General features: G+C 53.5%; 13 protein-coding genes. All 13 read right to left on the bottom strand.

Annotated elements, in window-relative coordinates; genetic code table 11:
* Window positions 1-209: 209 nt before the first annotated feature.
* Entirely contained in the window at window positions 210-3,035 is a 2,826-nt protein-coding gene (locus ACN0RV_RS03110; RefSeq protein WP_417345483.1) for a TonB-dependent receptor, read from the bottom strand.
* Between the two features lie 320 nt (window positions 3,036-3,355).
* Window positions 3,356-4,249 (bottom strand): class I SAM-dependent methyltransferase, encoded by an 894-nt coding sequence (locus ACN0RV_RS03115; RefSeq protein WP_417345485.1) that lies wholly within the window; start codon window positions 4,247-4,249, stop codon window positions 3,356-3,358.
* A gap of 75 nt (window positions 4,250-4,324) precedes the next feature.
* Entirely contained in the window at window positions 4,325-6,943 is a 2,619-nt protein-coding gene (locus tag ACN0RV_RS03120) for a TonB-dependent receptor (RefSeq protein ID WP_417345487.1), read from the bottom strand.
* 620 nt (window positions 6,944-7,563) lie between these two features.
* Window positions 7,564-10,071, bottom strand: a complete 2,508-nt coding sequence (locus ACN0RV_RS03125; protein WP_417345489.1) for a TonB-dependent receptor plug domain-containing protein — start codon at window positions 10,069-10,071, stop codon at window positions 7,564-7,566.
* 354 nt (window positions 10,072-10,425) lie between these two features.
* Window positions 10,426-12,243: a DUF885 domain-containing protein gene (locus ACN0RV_RS03130; RefSeq protein WP_417345491.1), complete on the bottom strand. Its 1,818-nt coding sequence runs from the start codon at window positions 12,241-12,243 to the stop codon at window positions 10,426-10,428.
* A 311-nt stretch (window positions 12,244-12,554) separates the two neighbouring features.
* Window positions 12,555-13,802, bottom strand: coding sequence for a tetratricopeptide repeat protein (locus tag ACN0RV_RS03135; protein WP_417345493.1), 1,248 nt, complete (start codon window positions 13,800-13,802; stop codon window positions 12,555-12,557).
* A gap of 18 nt (window positions 13,803-13,820) precedes the next feature.
* Window positions 13,821-14,441, bottom strand: coding sequence for an energy transducer TonB (locus ACN0RV_RS03140; RefSeq protein ID WP_417345495.1), 621 nt, complete (start codon window positions 14,439-14,441; stop codon window positions 13,821-13,823).
* 2 nt (window positions 14,442-14,443) lie between these two features.
* Window positions 14,444-14,848 carry an ExbD/TolR family protein gene (locus ACN0RV_RS03145; RefSeq protein ID WP_136853703.1) on the bottom strand — a complete coding sequence of 135 codons (405 nt, stop codon included), beginning with the start codon at window positions 14,846-14,848 and terminating at the stop codon, window positions 14,444-14,446.
* Window positions 14,849-14,858: 10 nt separating this feature from the next.
* Window positions 14,859-15,383 carry a MotA/TolQ/ExbB proton channel family protein gene (locus tag ACN0RV_RS03150; RefSeq protein ID WP_028110302.1) on the bottom strand — a complete coding sequence of 175 codons (525 nt, stop codon included), beginning with the start codon at window positions 15,381-15,383 and terminating at the stop codon, window positions 14,859-14,861.
* Between the two features lie 2 nt (window positions 15,384-15,385).
* Window positions 15,386-16,747, bottom strand: coding sequence for a MotA/TolQ/ExbB proton channel family protein (locus ACN0RV_RS03155; protein WP_417345498.1), 1,362 nt, complete (start codon window positions 16,745-16,747; stop codon window positions 15,386-15,388).
* The gene (locus ACN0RV_RS03160) at window positions 16,747-17,523 is read right to left on the bottom strand and encodes a DUF3450 domain-containing protein (protein ID WP_417345500.1); all 777 of its coding nucleotides are present in this window, start codon (window positions 17,521-17,523) and stop codon (window positions 16,747-16,749) included. The genes ACN0RV_RS03155 and ACN0RV_RS03160 overlap by 1 nt, the downstream gene beginning before the upstream one ends.
* Window positions 17,524-18,221: 698 nt before the next feature.
* Window positions 18,222-21,080, bottom strand: a complete 2,859-nt coding sequence (locus tag ACN0RV_RS03165; protein WP_417345502.1) for a TonB-dependent receptor domain-containing protein — start codon at window positions 21,078-21,080, stop codon at window positions 18,222-18,224.
* Between the two features lie 454 nt (window positions 21,081-21,534).
* Window positions 21,535-22,563: a porin gene (locus ACN0RV_RS03170; protein ID WP_417345504.1), complete on the bottom strand. Its 1,029-nt coding sequence runs from the start codon at window positions 22,561-22,563 to the stop codon at window positions 21,535-21,537.
* Window positions 22,564-22,567: the final 4 nt, after the last annotated feature.

The following is a 22,567-nucleotide window of genomic DNA, read 5'->3' on the forward strand; positions in this document are numbered from 1 at the left end:
AAACAGTTACAACTAATCTTTATCTCGGCAACCTCAAGGCGTCTCCTTGAGGCACACCCACTGAGTCAAAAAACAAGACGGCAGTAATCAAAGTTCATTAAGCAATTAAGCCAACCGGAAAAATAGAGCCAGACTCCATCAACCCAGCAGGAAAAGACAAAAAAAAGGCCCCTGAGCAGGGGCCTTATTTACGATAATTTCAATTCGCCTTACATGGCGTAATCGAAGGTCACGTAGTAGAAGCGACCGATGTTATCGTAGCTGGCAGAGCCAGTGCCGTTACCCATGGAGTGACCAGGCAGGTCACGATCGAACAGGTTGTCGATACCGAAGCCCACCTTGATGCCGTTATCCCAGGTGTAGTGCATCAGCACGTCGTTCACTACATAGGTGCCGTAGCTCATCAGGTCAGAGTATGGCTTGCTGTAGTCATCCGCGTACTGAGGGGTGTACACATCCACACCGTCCAGGTAGCGCAGTTTCCAAGCAAAATCCCAGTCGCTGATGGTGTAGGTGGTGGTCAGATTGGCCTGCCACTCAGCCTCGCCCACAGTTCCGGCGAACTCTTCCTTCACGGATGGGTCATCCTGGAAGGCGTACTCGTTACGCTCAATCAGGTAGGTACCGATCAGGGTAGTGCGCAGATCGCCTTCACCCAGTTCAGTGTCGTAACCGATCTCGAAGTCCACACCAGACGCTTCCTGCTTGGCCACGTTGGTGGAGGTGTTGATCAGGTTATTCAGCTCGTGAGTCACAGGGTCACGGCTGATCAAGGCACAGTACTCATTGTTGATGCCGCCGGGGTTGTCCACGCAGCGATCAATGATGTTCTGGGCACCGATGCCGGAGATGGCGTCGGTGATCTCGATGTTCCAGTAATCCAGAGTGATGGTCAGGGAATCAACGAAATCAGGCTGGTACACCAGACCAATGGTGTAACTCTCAGACTCTTCAGGCTCCAGGTTGCTGTTACCCTGGTTTACGCCTTCAAGGCTGGAACCATCGTAATCGGAGTCGAAGTCCGCGGGCACGCCCATGGCGGCACAGTTGGCGGCACGAATAGCGCGCTGCTCTGGAGACAAGGTGGCCAGTTCACTGGACTTACAGGTGTCGGTGAAGCGGAAGTAGTTCTGAGTAGGCGCGCCGTAGAACTCACCCAGGTTAGGTGCACGGAAGGCGGTCGCCAGGGTAGCGCGGAAACGCAGGTCATCGAACACAACCCAGTCCAGACCCAGCTTCCAGCTGGTGGTGCCACCAGTGGTGCTGTAGTCAGAGTAACGGGCTGCCGCTTCCATGGTCAGGTCCTGAATCATGGGCAGATCGGTCAGCAGAGGAACGTTGAACTCGGCGTAGATCTCGGACACATCGTAATCAGCCTTCTCGTTAGGGAAGGCGTTGAAGAAGGTGTCACCGGACGCGGCCAGGGCATCTTCCTTGGTTTCCATCTTCTCTTTGCGGTACTCAACACCGGTGGCGAAACCAACGGAGCCGGCAGGCACGTCGAACAGGTAGGAGTTGGTCAGGTTGGCACCAAATACGTACTGCTCAACGGTAGCAGTACCCACAGAGGTGGTGCTGATGTAGTCGGCCATCTCCTGAGTCACTGCACCGTCACCGAACAGGTTGACAGCAACACAACCGTTGGCACGAGCGGTCTCATCGCGGCATACGGCTTCGCCGTCAACCAGGATGGAATCCACACCATAGGCAAACTTGGAGCGGATCAGGTTGTTCTTGTTTACGCGCTCGTTTTCGGTCTTACCGTAGGTACCGTAAGCTTCCAGATCCCACTCTTCGAAAACCACACCTTCGATGCCAACAACGTAACGCTGGGTGGTACGCTCATCTTCTTCGATGCGAGGACCCAGATCGTTGATGAAGCGGCTCATGGTGACGCTGTCCAGATCGTTGTCGTCCATCAACTTGGCCAGGTCATCCTGGATAAAGGCGTTGTCACGCTTGATGTCCAGGCTACCGAAGAAGAACGCAGGCTGACCACTGTTAGTGGCATTGGTCTGAGACCATTTTGCCTCGAAGTAGGCGTTCAGATCCTCTGTAATGTCATAGTTGGTCTTGAAGTTGACGGTAGTGCGATCAAATTCAGGCTGAAGCAGCTCCCACTGACGCAGGTTTTCGTAGTCACAAGGACCCACACACTTGGTGCCGTCAACGGTGTCGCCCAGGTCCTGCTTAACCAGTTCACCTTTGGAGTTGAAGGTGTAGGAATCGCTCAGACCATTCCATGGACCGTAGATGGCACCGGCGTTGTTGATGGCGTAGTAACCACCCTGAACCCAGCGGCGAACGGTATCGTCCCCCTTAATGGTGGTCCAGGAATCCTTGGTCTGGTCACGATCCAGGGCACTCAACTCAGACTGCTGGGAGTACTCTACGGAGATAGCAGCGTTACCGCGGCCATCGTCAAAGTCACGGCCGTAGGACAGAGCCAGCTTCTGGTTGTCATAGCCGCTGTCATCGGCTTCACCGGCGACAGCGCTGATGTTAAAGCCGGTAATGTCTTTCTTCAGGCGGAAGTTCACCACACCGGTAACCGCATCGGCACCGTATACGGCGGATGCACCACCGGTGATGATCTCTACGCTTTCAACCCACACGGTAGGAATGGTGTTGATGTCTACGCGGGAATCACCGGCGCTGCTGGAAACATGACGCTTGCCATCAACCAGCACCAGAGTACGCTCGGTGCCCATACCACGCAGGTCCAGTACACTCAAACCGGCGGTACCGATGTAGCTGCCGGAGCTAGCCATGGAGAAGGTGCTCGCCAGAGCAGGCAGCTCGTTCAGAGCTTCTGCAATGTTCACTGCACCAGTGTTGGTCAGGGTCTCGCCGGTAATAACAGTAACCGGAGTAGGAGTGATGGCTCCCTCACGGCTAATACGAGAACCGGTAACTTCAATGCGCTCTACGTCGGCGCCTTCTTCTGCATAAGCCACATTGCTGATCAGGGTCGCGGAAGCCAGAGTACCCAGCATTGCTCCCTTCACGGCACGTGACACAATTGATTGCATCATCACGTAATAATCTCCACTCGACTATTTAAAGCCATTTAATATGGTTATTTATTATTCACCGAAATAAATCAGTGCCGGATGATGCTGCATTTTGAGAAGTTTTGTGTCAATGAGAAAACATTCGAGGAATTGTTGCACTGGCGTTTCCATGTTTATTTTATGTGTACAGAATGAAAAGCCAAAAAATATTGATCTTTGCCGCAGCCCTAAAGAGTCAGCAATTGAAAGCGACTGTAAAGTTTACATTTAACTTGTTTTTCAATGAGTGCGATTCTCGATCCAGATCACACGCCTGAGTTAAATGCCCAAACATTAATCAACTAACTTTTTCGAAGTTTAATCACCCAAGCCAACATTTGGTTATCTTTTGTTCTCACCTCCCTCAATGTAAACTCATCTTCGCATGTTAACAAACCATTAATCCCCGAACTTAGGGTTTGTTCATCCTTTGCAGATGCTATCTGGTGTTTCAGGCGCTCCCCATAGCATTTAAGCTCTCCGACTCCAGTCTGCCAGCGACTGAGCTTAGCCTTAACCTCATCCCCCATCATTTCATTGAGTACGAGCATTACTCCCTTAAGCTGAAAATCGAAGAAACCACCACTCACCTGTTCCCTCAAACGGCTCAATAAGCCATCAAGATGTTGCTTCAGCTTGCGAGCGTTCGGATTGTTGTCCAGAGCAGCAAACTTAGCGTCCGTATCAACTTTGCCCATCTCCATGATCAAATTTTCAACACAATCGACCACTCCGGATGAGAGGAAGTACTCAACATCAATCAAATCCTTTTTAGCTTGCTGAGTAATCACCGAGTTCTCATGGTGAACAATCAGAACCAGTGAACCTCCGTGACAAAGAACCCGCCAAGCTTCGTTCAGGCTTGAAGGCCAAGGCCCATATTCCAGCCCAAACATGGAACAAACCAATGAAAACTGAGCATCCGAAAAGGGCTGATTTTGCAAGGGAACCTGTCTAAGAGTCACCACCCCGTCAATAGCCGATATATCGGCTAAGTCCGTCGCTACCCACTGTTGATCACGATGTGACAAGTAACGAACAAGTTGCCCATTACCAGTTGCAAGATCCAGGGCTTTACCGCCCTGGGGGATATCCACAGTCAACTCAACCAAACACTCAGCCAGGGTTGCTCCCCATTGCTGATCGGTTACCGCACTCGCATGCGCAGCCTTCCAGTAACTGCTCCAATAATCCATATCCTCTCCTACACCTTAAAAAAAAGGGGAGCATTATGCTCCCCTTACAATGTCATCCGATGTTACAACCCGGCTTTAGAAGCGTTGGGTGTAGGTCAGCAGGTAAGTACGGCCATACAGGCTGTACAGGCTGGAGTCATACTCCAGGTTGCTGTCCAGAGATGGATCTTCATCGGTGATGTTACGAACAGCTGCGGTGATGGTTCCGTTCCAGGAGGTCGCGTAGCTGTAGGTAAAATCAAAGGTAGTCTGAGAATCGATCTTACCGGACTGCTCAAAAGTAGTCGGGTCAGTATCTTCGGACTGGCTGTCGATGTACTGGGTCAGGAAGGACGCAGTGTGGTCGCCAAGCTGCCAGTCAATAACCCAGGTAAAGCGATACTCTGGCAGACCGTTACGACCAACTTTGTCGTTAACTGGGCCATCGAAGTATTCTTCATCGTCATAGCTCAGAACCCAGGTCAGGTCGAAGGTAGTGCCGAACTCACCAACCGCAGTCTCGAAACCGGTGTAAGTGATGTTGAAGTCAATACCATCAGTATCGAAACCGTTACCGTTCACCAGAGGAGTGGTCGCTTCCAGAATCTTACCATCTGGATTGTTACCGGCCCGGATGATTTCACCACCATTGGAGATGTTGCCGTAACCGTTGTTCTTTTCCTCAACCAGCATGGAATCCAGAGAGATGAAGGTAATTACGTCATCAATGCTCAGGTTGTAGTACTCAACCTTAGTGCTCAGGTTGTCAGTAACATCCCAGATAACACCGATGTTGTAGAAGTCAGAGGTCTCAGCTTCCAGATCTTCGTTGGCGGTGCGGGTTACGTCATACTGCTTCGCCTTACACTCGTTAGTCGGAGTGCCGGAGATTTCACAGTAGTGGTAGTCAGTCGCCGAATCGGCGCTGAAGGAATCAGCGGCATACAGGTCGGACAGAGCCGGTGCACGGAAGCCTTGGCCCCAAGAAGCACGGACAACTACGTCATCCAGAGCCTGATAGCGCAGAGCTACTTTAGGTGCAACGTTATCACCGAAGTCGGAGTAATCGTCATAACGCAGAGCCAGGTTCAGCTCCAGGTCATCGGTTACTGGAACGACGGATTCAGCAAACAGGGCCCATACATCACGGTCACCACCGGAGCCATTACCGGAAGAACCGATAACCTCACCAGCCGCAGATTCAGCGTCTACCTTGGACTGATACTTGTATTCCATCCACTCGGTACCAACATACCAGCCGATTTCGCCAGCAGGCAGCTCGCCGAAGGTGAAGTCAACACCAAAGTTAACACTTTGGAAGTCCATCAGGTCTTGAGCCAGAGTATCGTGGGAAATGGCAGCAACTACGTCTGCATTGTTTCCTTCTGGACCAAAGTTAAACTCACCCTCTTCTACCAGGCGCTCTACGGTTGGACGGTGTACATAGCCAGTACCATAGTTGGAGTTTTCTGCACGGTTAAAGTGATAGGTGAAATCCCAGTTGAAGTTATCGTGCTCACCAACCAGACCGATTTGAATGTCGGTGCTGTAATCAATGGTGGTGGAGTCACGAGTACCAACATCAGTGAAACGATAGTAAACACGTCCAGCGTTCTCGTTAGTAGTCGAGCCTACCTTTTCACCGTTTTCCCACTGCTGGATGTCTACTTGGCCAGCGCCAACGTTAAACCAACCCGCAGCAGGTGCATATCGACCAAAGGTCTCGTTACGAGAGAACAGAGCCTGAGCATTGAACATGATCTCATCGCTCAGCTGCAGCTCTCCTACGATGGAGCCAGCAGTGTACTCACGGGCTGCGTGGTCAGCGGCTTCAGAGGTATAATCGTAACCACAAACATAATCACCATCACCGGCATCGTATACATGGCCGCCACCAACCATCTTGTCGTTGTTACACGCTTCCATGGGGCTGAACTGGAAGGTGGTCATGTCCAGGAAGTTACGGGCGTATACAGATACACCGGTGGTGTCATCGTAGTTGGGAGCCAGAACATTGGTGGACTTGGAGAACCAGCGATCACGCTGATAGATGATCTCACGGTTTAGGTGCTCAATAGAAAAGGTCACGCTACCGTTATCACCGGCAACACCACCTACCACATGGGCTTTCCACTCATCACCACCAGGCTGAGATGGATTACTGCCAGTTGCAGAGATCTCCAGACCTTCGTAGCCTTTCTTGAGAATGATGTTCACCACACCAGCTACAGCGTCAGAACCGTATACCGCGGAAGCACCATCAGTCAGGATCTCAATACGTTCAACAGCGGCAGTGGGAATGGTGTTCAGGTTAACTGCGGTACCGCCCATGGTGGGGGAACCGGGCATACGCTTACCGTTCAGCAGAACCAGAGTACGGTCTGCACCTGCACCACGCAGGTTAATGTTGGACTGACTCTGCCAAGTGCTGCCTGAAGACTCGGAGAAAGAACCGAAAGTATTCAGGTTGCTCTGACGCAGAACGTCTGCAACTGACATCTCACCAGTCTTACCAAACTCTTCAGCACCAATAATGGTCACTGGGGAAGAGCCTTCCATGTCGGTCCGCTTAATGCGGGAACCAGTCACTTCAATGCGTTCTACATCGCCATTTTCCTCGGCAGCGTAAGCGCCAAATCCGCCAAATGCGGTGGCACCAGCAGCCAACAGCATTACACGGCGAACAGACTTCGCAACTGTGGTATGGGTTCTCATTATAATTCTCCCTAAAGTGACGCAAACTTTACTGTTTACGCCATTTTATTCATTTTTGTTGATAACGAGTTTGCTACTCGACACTAATGCTGCACTTGATTACAACATTGTGTCAACTGGTTAAATGTAAGGGTCGAGTTGCCATTGTTAATGCATTGTTGCCACATGCTGTGCGATTTAAAACCAAATTTTATCTAGGTCTCAAATCGCGGCGATATAACTGAATAGCCACACGTTAACCATGTAAATTCCGATAACATTTACCCTACATAATTCATCCATAAATTTTTCGTATAATGACTCTAATCGCAGCGAATACTTATTCATCAACGGTTTGAACTCCGTTTATTCGCAGCGGATCCATGTCACACATTTGGGCCGTATCGAGACCATTAACTTTTTCATGTGTGCCATTTACGACGACTTCGTCAAACGAGACGCTCGCAGTGATCTCACCCTAGGGGAGCACTGTCCGCTGAGGCGAACGACCCATTAGGGGCAAGTGCGCGATATGCAGCGCTCAAAATGGAAGCACCGACAGCGCGGGAGGGAAAGTTAAGCATGGAGAAAACAAAAAAGGCAGCCCGAAGGCTGCCTTGCGATCACTTTAGGGAGAGTGATTAAAAGCGGATGGATACACCACCAAAATAGGTGCGGCCAATGGTCTCATACACCTCAGGTACGGTACCGGCATCATTGCCATAGGGAACCATCGGCGGCTCTTCGTCGGTCAGGTTTCGCACCCCCAGAGTGGCACTCACCATTTCGTTGATGTAGTAGGTACCAGACAGGTTGTGGTAGGTGATGGAGTCGATCTTCTCACCGGTGTTGATCTCATCCATGGAGCCGATGTATCGGGCCGAGTAAAGCAACGCAAAATCATCATGACGCGCAGTCACAGTGAAGTTATTCTTCACCTCGGCATAGCCTCCGAACATGCCACCTATGGTGCCGGTGTAATCGATGCCATCCTGATCAAACTCCAGCAGATAGGTCAGGTCGTTGTTGATCAGCCACTCCAGCCCGGCCGCCTCGAAACGATAATGGGCGTTGAAGTCGATGCCACTGGTGTCCTGGTAACCCACGTTGGTCAGCGGGCTGGTCAGGTTCTCCAGGTTGCCGTCCGCAGTGATGTTGAAGGTTTCACAAGCGCCGGCATCACCGCCATAACAGGCATCCAGTCCCGCCTGTACATCCATACGGGCGATGGCGTTATCAATCTTGAAGGACCAGTAATCCACGGTAAAGGAGAGGCCATCCGCGAAGGCGGGAGAATAAACCAAACCAAAGGTAAAGGAGTCAGACTCCTCCGCCTGGAGGTCCTCATCAGAGGTGTAGTTCACCAGAATCTGAGCATCCTGGGCATTGCCCCAGGGATCAATCAGGTAATCGTAGGAGCCGGTGTTACCACCGTAGAGCTCGGTCACATTGGGCGCGCGGAAACCGGTGGCCACCACGGAGCGGAACATCAACTCATCCGTGGGCTCCCAGGTCAGTCCCACTTTCCAGGTCGTCGCGCCCCCGAAGGTGTTGTACTCATCGTAGCGCAGGGCAAACTCGGCACTCAGGGTATCGGTGAACGGAATCGCCACCTCCTGATAGATGGAGAAGACGTTGTAGTCTCCATCTGTGGGGTCCTGTTGCGCCGCGGTGCCCTCCCCGGCCACAATCACCGGATCCGGATTGTAGAAACCGCTCTCGTAACGATACTCGGCACCCAGGGCAAAGGAGACCATACCTGCGTCCACCTCGAACAGATCACCACTGATGACACCGGCCAGAATATGCTGGTCATTACCGCCATCGTTGGTCTCCAGGTAGGAGATGTCATTGATGAAGGAGTCGATGTCTTCGGAGTTGCCGGAGAACCAGGCATCCTGGTTGGCGTAGATGGACTCCTCCATTTTCACCGCATTGATGGAGTTATGTACCCAGGTATCCGCCCGGTTGCGACCATAGGTATAGGACAGGTCCCAGTCCATTCCCTGGTTGATGTCGGCGTAGCCGCTGAACCCGGCAGAGAGTCTCAGGGTGTCGGTCTCCTGCTCATAGATGCGAGGACCGGCTTCCACCATACGACGACGGTAGTTGATGCGACCGGTCTCATCGGCGGAGATGCCCGCAGCCAACATGTCATCGGTCAGGGTGATGCAGCGGCTCGGGTCCACGCCAGGCTCGCCACAGACGTCCAGCATCACGTCAGCGGGCTGAGGCGCCATCTGCTGCTTGGACTCACGGCGGGTGTAGAGCACATCTGCGGTGAAATTCAGATCGTCGTTCAACATCTGAGTGGTGTTGGCAAACAGGCTGTACTTGGTGCTGGGAGTTTGCAGATAGCTGTCATCGGTATAGTCGTAACCGAAGTCGCGCTCCTTCCAACCATCCTCGGTGGGCACATAGCCGCCCAGGGAGCCACCTGGCACAAAGGAGCTGGCCCCGGCAGGCACCCAGTCGCGATCCGCCTGCATCACTTCACCGCGATCGGTGTAGGAGAAGCCGACGGTGTAGTTGGCGTTGTCAGTGGAAACACCATAGAGGGCGGAGATCTCAATGTTCTCACCATCACCCTCCTCGGTCATATCGCCGTTGATATCCAGCTGGAAACCTTCGAAGTCGGTCTTGGTGATGATGTTCACCACCCCAGCGATGGCATCGGATCCATAGACTGCCGAGGCGCCGTCTTTCAGCACTTCGATGCGCTGAATCATCGCCACCGGGATGGTGTTGAGATCCACCGCGCTGTCGGCGCCAGAGCCGGAGTTCACCATGCGGCGACCGTTAAGCAGCACCAGAGTGCGGTTAGCCCCCATGCCGCGCAGGTCCACCTGGGCCACACCGTCGGCACCATTGTTGGTGGTCGAGCCTACCGCAGCACCCGCCATGGAGGGCTGGGACTGCAGCACCTGGTCAACAGAGGTGTAACCTTCGGCCTTGATGGTCGCAGAGTCAATCACGGTGACCGGAGAGGCGGTCTCCATGTCCTGGCGCTGAATGCGGGAACCGGTGACCTGAATGCGCTCCACATCCTCCAACTGCTCCTGGGCCACGGCAGTACCTGTAACCGGCAACATGGCGCCGGCGATTACCCCAAAATGTACGGTTCTGGCCAGATAGGTTGGCTTATTCATCCCTTTCTCCCTTCTTATGATTGTCGTTGTTATGGGCCCCTCTTCTGGGGTTTCCCTGCCAGGATAGTGATGAATCACCAAATTAAGGTCAACGAAAGGAATGTCATGCTGTGGTAACCCCTTTGTTAAGGGGAAATCTCATATTGTGAGGGGAATCACGAGCGACTGAATATTTAGCTGAGATTATCTTTGAAAATAAGTGAATATCACTTTGCTAAAGTACCAAAGCCAGTGACAAAAACATCAGCAGGGGGTTTACAGAGTTAACTGGCCAGATCGCACTAATGTGATCCGGATCACGCAGGCGCAAAAAAAGGGGGACAGCCTGTCCCCCTTTATCACACTGAAATTGGATTAACTTCTCGCGGTCTCAACCCAGCGGCGAATCTTCTGCTCCAGCACCGCCATGGGCAGAGAACCCGAGGTCAGAACCTGGTTGTGAAATGCCTTGAGATCAAAGTTGTCACCCAACTCCTTCTCGGCATAGGCGCGCAATTCCAGAATCTTCAACTGGCCCACCTTATAGGAGAGCGCCTGGCCAGGAATCGCCATGTAACGCTCTACCTCGGCGATGACATCAGTCTCCGCCAGAGGGCTGTTGTCCAGCATGTACTGAATCGCCTGCTCACGGCTCCAACCCTTGGCGTGCAGGCCGGTGTCCACCACCAGCCTCATGGCACGCAGCATCTCATCGGAGAGCTTGCCGAAATACTGGTAAGGATCACTGAACAGCCCCATCTCGATACCCAGGTACTCGGCATACAAAGCCCAGCCCTCTTCGAAGGCGGTGTAGCCGCCAAAGCGCTGGAACTCAGGAACTCCGTCCAACTCTTGCTTAATGGCAATCTGGAAGTGGTGGCCCGGTGCCGCTTCATGAAGGGACAGGGTGGTCATCCCCCATTTGGGCTGAGCCTTGAGATTGAAGGTGTTGATGTAGAACACCCCGGGACGGCTACCATCTGGAGACGGCGCTTCGTAGGAGGCACCGGCAGCAGAACGTTCACGGAATGGCTCTACGGGCTTGACGATGTAATCCGCCTTGGGTGACACATCGAAATAGCCGGGAAGCACCGCATCGATGCGACTCTTCAGCCCCATATAGCCATCCACCAGATCCTGCTTGCTGGCAAAGAAGAACTTGGGATCGCTGCCCAGGTGTTCGAAGAAGGCTGCCAGGTCCCCCTCAAAACCCACCTGTTGGCGAACCCTATCCATCTCACTGAGGATGCGCGCCACCTCCTGAAGACCCAGTTCATGGATCTGGTTTACCGGCATCTGGGTGGTGGTGTTCTCATTGGCGAGGAACTGATACCAGTCTTTTCCATTGGGTAGCCCCCACCAGCCATGGGATCCACGGGAAGCGGGCAGATAGGTCTGGGTCAGATAGCCATCAAGTTTGGTCAGCGCCGGCATCAGCACCGTCATAATGGCCTCTTGATAGCGAGCCTTGAGCTTGGCCTTCTGTTCCTCATTCAGATCCGCTGGCAGCTGAGCCAATGGCTGGGCGAAAATGCTGTCGGCGGGATTCTCCACCAACTGCGCCTGAACCTGGGGAATCATCCGCTCCACCAGGACCCGGGGCAGTACCACCTTGGATTCAATGCCCTGGTCCATACGCACTATGGCGCTGTCCACCCACTGGGCAAAGCCCTGCATTCGGCCAATGAAGTTATCGAAATCCTGCTCTGTCTCGAAGGGTTGGGCAGATTCGCCACTGCCCAGCTGAACCAAGGTAAACACCTTAGAGTAGAACTGGTTGAGTGGCAGCCAACGAGAGGGGTAGGTCTCGGCTTTCAACGCAGTCTGAACGTTGTAGCGGATCACTTCGAAGCCAATCTGGTTCTGTTCCGACAGCTGAGCGGTATCAATCTTGTTGAGATCGTCCAGCATCTTGCTGTTCATATCATGGCGAGCCTTGAGGTACTCCTCAGTCAGCTCATTACCAAACAAGTGGTTATACTGGCTTCGACCGGCAAAGGTGGCACTGATGGGGTTGAGGGCCAACTGATCCTCAAAGTACTGGCCAACCAGCGCCAGGTATTGCTGTTCCATGCTCTGCTGAGCCTGTACCTGTGCCGCTTCGGTGTTCTGCTCCTTGGGCGTCTGGGCCGGTCCACAGGCTGCGGTGCCCAGCACCAGCGCCAGAGCCACAGCAAGTTTTGCCACTCTCATTCAGTACTCCTTGTTATTTTATTTTAGGGATTGTTGACCTTTGGTGGTGTTCTTTGGCCGAGGAGGACGACAACCAATCAAGGCGTTCGATTGAAGGCATAGTGGCCCTACGTCAAAATCGAACAACACAGAGTGGTTGGCGTTATTCCGGCCCCGCAGGGCGCAACATGATCACCAGTCCATAGCTGTTAGATTGAGTTCAAAACGCCTTAGTTACACGATGGCTGAATGCCGGCGCAAATTAAATCAGCAAAGAATAACAAACCCTATAGAGACAGTATGAAAAAAGCCCCGCAAGCGGGGCTTTTCAATTAGATGCGGACTTTCTTCCGCGCTGCGGTGTCCTTGATGTAAGAGAGCCAGCTCTTGGCAGCTTTGGCCGTCTTCTTATCTTTGGTTGCCGCTTCACAGGCTGCATAGGCCTGCTTATATTTGCCGTCGTAGAAGTAGGCCTGAGCCAGAACCATCTGCAGCTGACCTTTGTTCGTCAGGCCATCGGCCTTCAGAGCATTCTTGCCAGCAGCCTGGGCCGCCTTGTACTCCTGGGCTTCCAGCAGCAGCGCTGCCTGCTTGGAGTAGTGCTTGGCTTTATTGCTCAGCTTGGCTGCTTCACCGTAATACTTGGCCGCCGTCTTCACCTCTTTAGCCTGGTGATAGGTGTTGGCCAGCATGGACAGGGAAGTTTCGTCCTTCTCTACAATGCCTTTATTCAGGTACATCTCCTGAATTTTGGCAGACTGGTACGGTACCTCATTCTGAGCATACAGCTGCGCCAGCATCTTGTAGTGAGAGGGCTTCTCCAGCAGGTCCTGACGGTAGGCTACGTCCATGGTGTAGAGGGCTTTCTTGTAGTCTTCGCTGAGCAGATACATCTGCGCCAGCTGGACCCACAATTTGCTCTCTTCAGGGAACAGCTCAACCATGGTTTCAACAACCTTGGCCGCCTTGGGGTACTGCTTGGACTCGTAGTAGGAGCCCATCTTCAGTACGTAGGCGTTCTTGTTGGGCTTGCTCTCCAGGGCGATAGCCTTGTCAGCCAGAGGGATCACCTTGTTGTACTGCTTCAGCTCATACTGAGCCTGGCCCATACGCAGGTAGACGTTTTTGTCTTCCTTACAGGTGAACGCCATCCACTTTTCGTAATCAGCCAGTGCCGGCTTGTACTGCTTCTCCTGCATGCGCAGGTCAGCCAGCAGTCGCATCGCCTGGGAGTGGTCGGTGCCACCCAGTACGTCCGCGTCTACGGCCAGTTGCAGATACTTCAGAGCTTCGGAGGTTTTACCCTCGATGCCGGCGTAGATGTTACCGATAAAGCGGTTAACGTAAGCCTTGTCGAAAGCCTGCTTGGGATTGATCTCAAGCATGACTCGCAGGGCTTCATCCATCTGATCGGTCGAGTAGAACTCGAACGCTCGCTGAACCTTCTTACCCACCCGCTCGGACATCACCTTAGTCTGGCGTTTGTCGATTGGGCACTTCTCTTCCGCGGCCTGGGCCTGGGGCAGGGCTGCTACGCCCAGAGCCGCCACAACCAGAGCAGGCAGCAATTTGCTTTTCATGCGCATGATACCTCCCCTTTAGCCTTGGTCTTTGTTGAGTTTGAAGTCCAGACGAACGGTGATGCCAGGCTGTTTAACCGGCTTGCCATCAACGATCTTGGGCTTGTACTTCCACTTACGCAGTGCGCGCTTCGCTTCTTTGTCAAACAGGCGCTTAGGCTCCGCTTCGATGACAGTGATGTCTTCCGGCTGACCCAGTTCGTTGATGGTGAACTTCATCACCACGTACCCTTCTTTGCCCTCACGGAGAGCCTTCATGGGCCACTTGGGTTCCATCCGAACAATGGGGGTCGCGTCACCGTCGCGCATCATTGCGCCGCCGACATCACCCATACCGGAGTTGACACCACCGATATCCACGCTGGGCACATTGATGGATACAGCGTCGGAAACCTCATTGGTTTCAGGCTGCAGATCAATAGGCTCTGGCGGCTTCTCTGGCGGCTTCGGCGGCTTGGGCTTAGGACGGTCACGATTCTGTGCCTTCGCGTCCTGGCGATCCATCACGATCTCAATCGGCGGAAGATCAACGCTGTTGGCGGCGCGCTTGGCGCCACCGTCGATCAAAAACGCCATGAAAGAGAACAGAGCGAAGGTCACCGCTGCGCCAAGTACTAGGGCTAACAGTGATCTCAGCATAATTACTCTTCCTTCGCTGCTACGGAGATGGTGTTGATACCGGCAGCTTTCACCTGGTCCATCACCTTAACTACGATGCCATGCTTGGCTTCTTTGTCCGCCTGGATCATCACAGAGGCTTCAGGGGATTCAGCCAGCATACGTTCAACGTTAGCACGTACACGCTGGATATCCACTTCACGCTTCTCCATGTATACGATGCCGGACTCGTTGATGGCGATAAAGATGTTAGCCGAAGGCTTCTTGCTCGCCTGTTGTGCCTTAGGACGGTTCACATCGATACCGGACTCCTTCACGAACGAGGTCGTTACGATAAAGAAGATCAGCATGATGAAAACGATGTCCAGCATCGGAGTCATATCGACTTCCGCACCCTCTGCTGGGGTTGCATGCTTTTTGCGTGCCATAATTCTCTCTCTAGTGGTGCGACAGACTATCCTGGAGTTTCTCAGCAGACACCTTCAGGGACGCATTCAGACGGGTGCTGAAAAATACGCCGGAGAGGGCTGCCACCATGCCGGACATGGTCGGGATAGTTGCCATTGAGATACCACCTGCCATCAGACGGGGGTTACCAGTACCCTGTACTGCCATCACTTCGAATACTGCAATCATACCGGTTACGGTACCCAGCAGGCCCAACATGGGGCAGATGGCGACCAGAGCGTTGATAACACCCATACGGGCAGTCAACTGTTCCTTGGCCTGGGAAAGCCATGCTTCACGGATGCGGTGGGCATGCCAGGAGGTTTTGTCCTCGCGGGCCAGCCAGTTCTCTACTACCTTCTTGCGCACCTTGGGGAACACAAAGCTCAGGTAGAAGTAACGCTCCAGCATCATGGCCCACATCAGGAACAGGGCACCTGCTACAAGCCAGAGAACGTCACCGCCGGTTGCCATGAAGTCCCTGACAGACTCCCAGAGCTCTATCAGGTAAAGCATAATCACTTGCTCCTTGTTTCAGCGTGAGCAGCCACGATTCCAGCACTTTGCTCTTCGAGCACGTCCACTACGGCGCGGGCACGGCCAGCAACCAGAGCGTGAACCAGAATCAGGGGCAGAGCAGCGATCAGACCCAATACAGTTGTTACCAGAGCCATGGAGATACCACCGGCCATGATCTTCGGATCACCAGTACCGAACAGGGTGATGTTCTCGAAGGTCTTAATCATACCGGTTACGGTACCCAGCAGACCCAGCATAGGTGCGATAGCGGCCAGTACCTTAATCAGAGGTACGCCACGCTCGATGCTTGGGGTTTCTTTCAGAATCGCTTCGTCGATCTTCAGTTCCAGAGTCTCAACGTCAACGTCTTTGTTCTCCTGGTACACCTTCAGGATGCGGCCCAGAGGGTTGTTGCCAGGGTTGTCAACGTTCTTAATCTGAGAGCGGATCTTGGCGGAAGCCGCGGTCAGGGTCATTACCTTCCACAGAGCAATCAGCAGACCGAAGCCCAGCAGGCCGGCGATGATGTAGCCTACGGTGCCACCCTGATGGAACTTCTCTTCCAGAGAAGCTTTCTGGGTGTATACCTGCAGCAGCGCGCCCTTGGAGGGGTCAACGAAGGTTGCGGTGGTTTCACCGGCGCCAGCACCCAGGAACTTCTTAACGGAAGCCACTTTGTAACCCTCAGGCTGCTTGGGCAGCTCCAGGATGGTGCCAGTTTCGGCGTTGTAGCTCAGGTACTCGCCGTTGGCCAGCAGAGTAAAGGGACCAACACGGGTTACGCTCTGGTCGGCTACGTTACCGTTGGAGTCGGTTACAGGAGCGGTGAACTTAACAACCTTGCCAGATTCGGTCATTTCGGTCTGCAGGGAGATCCACAGCTCTTCCAGTTCCTTGATGGTCGGCAGCTCTTTGGCTTGAGCCAGCTTGAACATCAGGTCTTCACGACCAGGGTACTGAGCGCTGATCAGAGACGCGTCGATCAGGCCGGCGGTGTCGTTGGACACCTGACGTACCACACCGAACATCTCACCCAGGTCACCTTTGGCGGTTTCCAGGTCTTTGTTCAGCTGGTTGATGGTCTGGTCGTTATCGGAGAAGCGACGAACCAGGTCTTCACCGCGCTGCTTTTCAGCAGCCAGGGTGGCCTTGGCCTTCTTCAGCAGAGCAGCCTTGTCGGCACGCTCTGCATTGAACTCAGCTTCACGCTTCTTGTTCAGTTTGGCTTCAGATTGACGCTCGGTCTTCACCTGGTTCAGCAGCTGATCCAGAGAAACGGCTTTAGGCGCCTCGGAGGCCAGGGCTGCACCGCTGAAAGACAGGGCAGCGGCTACCATGGCGGTAGAGATCAACTTTTTCATTACTCAGCTCCCTCCGCGGTCTGAACAGGCAGTTTCAACAGGTCTGGGGCGGCCTGCTTACGGGCCATCTTGATGGCGTTCGCCACACTGCGCATGTTGTCGTCAGGCAGGGCCTTCCAAGTGCGGGCGCTGTTGTCCCATACCCAACCGTTCTTCTGATCCAGAGACTGAGCCAGGAATACCACGCGGCCCAGGTGGAAGAAGTCTACGGTCAGTTCTTTGCCGTCGATGTTCAGCTTACCTTCGTAGGCAGCCATCTTGTTACCGTACTCGTTCTCGATCTGGTAGGCATCCAGAACCAGACGGTACTTCTCTGCGGTGGATACGTTGGAGTCACCCATCACCTCTTTCAGGCGGGCAACGCGGCTGCGACGCTCGTCGATGGAGAAAGGCACGTCCAGTTCGATGAACTGCTCCATGGTATCGATCATCTTGAAGGTCAGAGGGATGATGCCCTGCTTGGTCTTCTCGATGCCACCGATCTGCTCTTGCAGGGAAGCGATGTTGGCTTCCTGGTCTGCAACCAGACCTGCGTAGTAGTCGTTGTAGGACTTCAGGGTCTCATACTCGTCAACCACCAGACGGTAGTCGTACAGCATGTCTTGAGCCTGGTCATACAGCTTATTGATCTTCTTTTGAGACTTTACGGCGTCTTTCTGAATCTGTTCGTCGGCTTTCTGAATGCCGGCCAGATCAGCGGCGGACGCAACGCCGGTACCTGCCATTGCCACAGCAAAGGCAGTTGCTAGTGCGGTTCTTTTACTAATCACGGACATAGTTCCCAACCAGTCTTGTTGTGAGTTTGCGGCTCCGGCGACATTATTATGGTGTGTACACCTATGCATTTTGTCGGAGCCAGTCCTACATTATTGGTCTATTTGTTATATATCCCTTGCTCTCTTTCCCTTTGCGAAGGTGAGCGCCCCCGCATCTTTCCACAGTTTGCCAAGGTGTGTCAACCGTGTTACCAATTGCTTCAGAGGGCAAAGAATGGATAAATCCGGGCGACGGGGTAAATTTTATTCAAACAGTGCTTTTTTCTGTATTTTCTTCATGTTTATTCACAGTATCGACCAGTATCTAACTCCACGCACAGACCAAAGGCGAGCTCAAGATTGCCATATCTTATAACCCAATAGTCATTTCAACTGGAAACATCCCCTTAACACAGCATCAGTCACCCACAGATCGACTTGCGGAAAAACCACAAGCTTTGCAGCGGAAATTGGAAACCAGAGCTTCCACTGTCTATTCAAGATGATTTTTCGAAAGGGAATAACAAGGCGGGTAGAAGCGACTGATTATGCAAATGGGTTGGCGTCGATAAAGACTCAGAAACTGAAGATGTTTCACCCGGGGTTGCGGGGCATGTGATACTGACCGGCAAAGCGCTGTGACGGAAAGGATCGCCTTAACAACAGGCATAAAAAATGCCGGCAGCGACGCTGCCGGCATTGATATGGTGCAAACTGCTTTAGAAGCTCATGCTGGCACGAGCGTAGTAGTAGCGACCAATTACGTCATAAGTAGACACGTCGGTGTTGGCGCCGAAGGCGGAGAACACGAACGGAGGCTGCTTGTCGAAGACGTTGTCCACACCCAGGGTGAAGGTCAGGTTCTCGGTAGCTGCCCAGTTGGTTTGGAAGTCCCACACGGTGTTGGAGGGCACTTCGCGGTCAAACGCGTCAGTCCACCAGCCAGACTCGGTTTCGGTTACACCAGAGATGTAGCGACCGGTTACCGCAGTGTCGAAGTCAGAGATGCTCCACAGCATGGTCAGGTTGGTCTTCCACTCGGCAAACATGCCGTCGTGACCCTCTTCGAAACGGCCAGTGTGGTCGATGATCTCACCACCGGCAATCTCCTTCTCGTAGCTCAGCAGGTAGGTACCATCCAGAGCAACGCGGAAATCACCCCAGTCGCCGGTCTCGAAGCCGTAGCTGAACTCGAAGTCGATACCGTCGGTGTCGATACCACCTACGTTTACCTGGTAGTCGTACACAAACAGGATGTTACCGGGAACGGCAGAGTCGGAGCCGAAGCGCTCGATGGTGCCACAGTACTCACCACGCTCGTAACAACCATCCAGACGGGCTTGGGTGCCCACGGTGGAGATGGCATCGGTCAGCTCGATGTTCCAGTAATCGATGGTGGCAGAGAAGCCATCCAGCCACTCGGGGTTGTACACCAGGCCAATGGTCATGATCTCAGCCTCTTCAGGCTTCAACTCGGTACCGTCGGTCCAGTTGTCAGCACCACCAATCTTGGTGGGGATCTGCTCAACACCGCCGGAATCGTAGCCATCGGCAGGTACACCGGTAGAGATACAGTTGGCGTTAACCGGACCAGCCTCACAGGGGTCGGTTGCTTCCGGGAAGCTGGTGCTGGCACCGCCGAACAGTTCGGTGGTGTTAGGTGCACGGAAAGCCTCGGCGTAGCTGGCACGCAGCAGCAGGTCGGTGGTGGGGCGCCACTCAAGGCCCGCACTGCCGGAGGTGTTGTCACCGAAGGTAGAGTAGTCGGAGTAACGTACCGCCAGGGTCAGGTCCAGGCTCTCAACCAGAGGCGCGTCCTTGACCAGAGGCAGGTAGAATTCAGCAAAGAATTCATCCACGTTGTAGGAACCTTCGGTACCTACAGCAGAACCTGCGGTGGTGATGCCCTGCAGAATCAGAGAATCAGGGGTGTAGGAGCCGCTCTCTTTACGATATTCGTAACCGGCAGCGAAGCCCACGTAACCGGCTGGCAATTCGAATGCATCACCAGAGATGATGGCCTGAATGCCTTCCTGACGGTTCTGACCCAGTTCGGTGGTGTTGTAGTTACCACTGATGTACTGCAGCATATCGGCAGTGATCGCGGTGTCGGTACCTGGCTGACCGAAGATGTTCAGAGGTACACAGCCATCGATGATGCCGCCCTCTTCGTTCAGACACACCAGAGACTGGCCGTTAGGCGCATCGACAATGGGGTTGCCGCTACCATCTACGATCAACTGGCCGTTCTCATCCAACCAACCGGTGGGACCCACGGCTTCCGCTACGCGATCCAGGTTGAAGTAACCTTCACCACGCTCAACGGAGTCGTTCTTGCCATAGTTGTAGGAGACTTCCCACGCCCAGCCGTTCTCCAGTTCGCCTTCGAAGCCCACTACGGTACGGAAGGTTTTGTAGTCACGGGTATTGGCACGACCACCGGTCTCAACCATACGGCGACGCCAATCGTTGATCACGAAGGAGTTGCCATCGGGATCCTTTGGACCCTGAGTACGGTTGTAGTAGTTGTTTGGCGAGTAAGGCGCCGGAGAACCGAAGAACACCAGAGGTGCCAGTGGCTCGGGCGCCAGCAGACGCTCACCATTGGTTTCTACGTAAGACACTTCACTGAAGGCGCGAACTTCGCCCAGGAAGCCTAACTGACCCAGCTCGTAGCTGCCGAATACGTTGGCGTAGCGACGAGTGCTCGGAGTCTGAAGGTAGTTAACCGGGTTGTAGTTATAGGAGTCGGTGGAGCCGTCATAGGCACGCCAGTCACCAAACTCTGGACCGCGGGTGACGTTGTCACCATCATAGCCATCCATGTTACCCCATGGTGGCGCGGAGGAGCCGCCTGGCTGGGTGGTGCCATCTGGGTAGGCACGCAGCTCAAATTCAGAGAAGCCGCGGTCACCCATCAGAGCCTGGCCCTGATCGGCGTAACCCAGAGCAACCACAACGTTACCCTTGTCACTGGCTGCACCGAAGGTTACGTCGATGGACTTCTTGTCAGCATCACCTTCCCCGGACTCACCATACTCCAGCTTCACATCGAAGCCTTCGAAATCGTTTTTGGTAATGATGTTAACTACACCGGCGATGGCGTCGGAGCCATAAACCGCAGACGCACCATCTTTCAGCACTTCAACGCGCTTGATGATGGCAGTGGGGATGGTGTTCAAGTCAACGGAGCCGTTGGCACCGCCACCACCGGCTACAACCCGGCGGCCGTTGATCAGAACCAGAGTACGCTCAGAACCGATACCCCGCAGGGAGAAACGAACGGAGGAGTCACCACCGTTGTTGGTCTGAGTGTTTACAGCTGCACCCGCGGAGGAGCTCAGGTTCTGCAACAGGTCACCCACGTTGGTGACACTCATCTTTTCAATGGAAGCTTGATCAATCACGGTAACCGGATTGGCACCTTCCATGTCGGTGCGCTTAATACGAGAACCGGTGACCTCGATACGTTCAACACCTTCCTCTTCCGCCCATACTGGGGCTGCGGTCATCGCGGCGGCAGAAGCACCGGCGATTAAGGACAGTCGAACAGCTTTTGAGACTGTGCTGCTTTGCATGTTTATCTCCCTAGACACATCAATGTGTTTATTGTTTTGTCCGTAGCGACTTGAATCCCAAATTAAGAACGCTTCGGTAGGGCAAGCCCTTTAGCAACACCGATATTAATCACAGGGGCAACAGCTATGCAACCTTTCTTTTACATGAGTTTTGTCAGCAAGCCACCAACAACTGCTCAACGAATAACCAAAATAAAGTTCGACCCACTTCAAATGGTGAGCAATATCCGCAGAACCCTCTCCAGAAAACGAATTTTAGTTTAAAACGCCATTGACAGAGGGTGTGACACAATTTTTACAACTGGAATTCCAACACGATCGAAGATCTAATTTTATTAACAATCCAGATACACGCAATCATTAACTGTGTAAATTCGTCAATTGCCCCCAAATTCATCAGGCATAAAAAAGGCCGCCCTGAAGGGGCGGCCCATTCTACAAATTTATGTGTGCATTACAGATAAATACGCAGACCGATGGCGAAAGCGTTGTCATCGAGATCATCGCCAGTACCGAAGCGGTACTCACCGTAGGTTTCAACGTTGCTGCTCAGCATTTTCGCTACACCCACCAGGATGTCGGACTCGTTGTACTTACGGCCCAGGGCTTCAACGTCATCTTTGGACTTGATAAAGCGGTGCATGGTGTAAACGGTGGTGTCATTGTCGAAACCGTAGCTCAGTACAGACTCCAGACCCTCGGACTCACCGGTGAAGCGATAGTCTTCCTGGTTGTCACCCTGCATGTAGGCAACAGCGGCGTACAGGCCTTTGCTCCAGGTACCGTAGCTGGCAGATACGATGGTGCCATCAACACTCTCACCATCTTCCAGAACCACACCGTTAGGGGTGGTGAAGGAACCATCTACGTCACCGCCGTAGTAACCGGCACCAACGCTTACCTGACCAACCTTGTAAACCAGGCTACCGCCCATACGATCGTCCAGACCGTTTTCAGCACCCTGCCACTGCAGACCCAGAGTCAGGTCACCGGCAGCGCCCAGGGAGAAGGTGTTGTGGTACTGCAGAGCCTGATCCGCACGGCCCATGCCGGTTTCACCGCCATCAACGCCGTAGGAGTATACACCCAGGTGGTCAGCCCAGAAGGCGTATGCATAGTCGGTAACAACAGCAACGTCGTAGTATACGGACCACTGCTTACCAACGGAGATGCGGCCGTAATCGTCGTGAGAGATGCCGATGTAGCCCAGACGGGTTTTGAAGGATTCGCCGCCGTTCACCATGTTGAACTGGCTTTCCATGCGGGAGTCGACTTTGAAGCCGTTACCCATGTCGCGATCAAAGCTGAAGTTGATACGCGGCATGTTATCATTAATCTTGGTGTCGCCGGATTTGTCATCCAGCTGGACAGTTAGGTGGCCACCCATGGTTACGGAGTTAACACCGTCGTTATACAACTCAACTGCCTGTGCTTGGGCAGCCAACAACGCCGGAACGGCAACTGCAAGAAGTGACTTTTTCATCTAA

It is taken from the genome of Ferrimonas sp. (assembly GCF_048263965.1).
In the GTDB taxonomy this organism is placed as follows: domain Bacteria; phylum Pseudomonadota; class Gammaproteobacteria; order Enterobacterales; family Shewanellaceae; genus Ferrimonas.

Excerpts from the sequence above, each read along its gene's own strand:
- ACN0RV_RS03110 (WP_417345483.1), bottom strand. The coding sequence starts at position 3,035 with ATGATGCAATCAATTGTGTCACGTGCCGTGAAGGGAGCAATGCTGGGT.
- ACN0RV_RS03115 (WP_417345485.1), bottom strand. The coding sequence starts at position 4,249 with ATGGATTATTGGAGCAGTTACTGGAAGGCTGCGCATGCGAGTGCGGTA.
- ACN0RV_RS03120 (WP_417345487.1), bottom strand. The coding sequence starts at position 6,943 with ATGAGAACCCATACCACAGTTGCGAAGTCTGTTCGCCGTGTAATGCTG.
- ACN0RV_RS03125 (WP_417345489.1), bottom strand. The coding sequence starts at position 10,071 with ATGAATAAGCCAACCTATCTGGCCAGAACCGTACATTTTGGGGTAATC.
- ACN0RV_RS03130 (WP_417345491.1), bottom strand. The coding sequence starts at position 12,243 with ATGAGAGTGGCAAAACTTGCTGTGGCTCTGGCGCTGGTGCTGGGCACC.
- ACN0RV_RS03135 (WP_417345493.1), bottom strand. The coding sequence starts at position 13,802 with ATGAAAAGCAAATTGCTGCCTGCTCTGGTTGTGGCGGCTCTGGGCGTA.
- ACN0RV_RS03140 (WP_417345495.1), bottom strand. The coding sequence starts at position 14,441 with ATGCTGAGATCACTGTTAGCCCTAGTACTTGGCGCAGCGGTGACCTTC.
- ACN0RV_RS03145 (WP_136853703.1), bottom strand. The coding sequence starts at position 14,848 with ATGGCACGCAAAAAGCATGCAACCCCAGCAGAGGGTGCGGAAGTCGAT.
- ACN0RV_RS03150 (WP_028110302.1), bottom strand. The coding sequence starts at position 15,383 with ATGCTTTACCTGATAGAGCTCTGGGAGTCTGTCAGGGACTTCATGGCA.
- ACN0RV_RS03155 (WP_417345498.1), bottom strand. The coding sequence starts at position 16,747 with ATGAAAAAGTTGATCTCTACCGCCATGGTAGCCGCTGCCCTGTCTTTC.
- ACN0RV_RS03160 (WP_417345500.1), bottom strand. The coding sequence starts at position 17,523 with ATGTCCGTGATTAGTAAAAGAACCGCACTAGCAACTGCCTTTGCTGTG.
- ACN0RV_RS03165 (WP_417345502.1), bottom strand. The coding sequence starts at position 21,080 with ATGCAAAGCAGCACAGTCTCAAAAGCTGTTCGACTGTCCTTAATCGCC.
- ACN0RV_RS03170 (WP_417345504.1), bottom strand. The coding sequence starts at position 22,563 with ATGAAAAAGTCACTTCTTGCAGTTGCCGTTCCGGCGTTGTTGGCTGCC.